At 71.2% G+C, this 347-nt stretch carries 1 protein-coding gene; it reads right to left on the bottom strand.

Features of this window, described 5'->3' with window-relative positions:
• A partial coding sequence (locus tag FKN01_RS32345) for a phosphopantetheine-binding protein (protein WP_313906195.1) occupies window positions 1-266 on the bottom strand: 266 nt, incomplete at its 3' end.
• Window positions 267-347: the final 81 nt, after the last annotated feature.

Below are 347 nucleotides of genomic sequence, written 5' to 3'. Positions count from 1 at the left end.
CCGCCGAACAACGCCATCACCGGCGTCGCAGGCACTTCACCGGTCGGTTCGTCATCAGCCGCACCGGCATCGTGGGTGAGCACGGAAGTGGCGACCGCCGCGAGAGCTTCGACCGTGCGGCGGCGGAACACGTCCCGCGCCGAGAACACCAGCCCCGCCGCCCGCGCCCGCGCGACCAGCTGAATCGCAACGATCGAATCGCCGCCGAGGTCGAAGAACGACTCGTCCACACCCACCGAGTCCAAGCCCAGAACCTCGGCGAACAACCCGCTCAGCGTCTCCTCGGCCGGCGTCCGGGGCGCACGCCCCGGCTCCCCCACCGAGAACACCGGCTCCGGAAGAGCCCG

Origin of the sequence: Streptomyces sp. 130 (assembly GCF_007096885.1) — a bacterium.
Taxonomy (GTDB): Bacteria; Actinomycetota; Actinomycetes; order Streptomycetales; family Streptomycetaceae; genus Streptomyces.
Note: the sequence above shows the minus strand (reverse complement) of the source record. Positions and strands in the feature narration are given on the sequence as shown.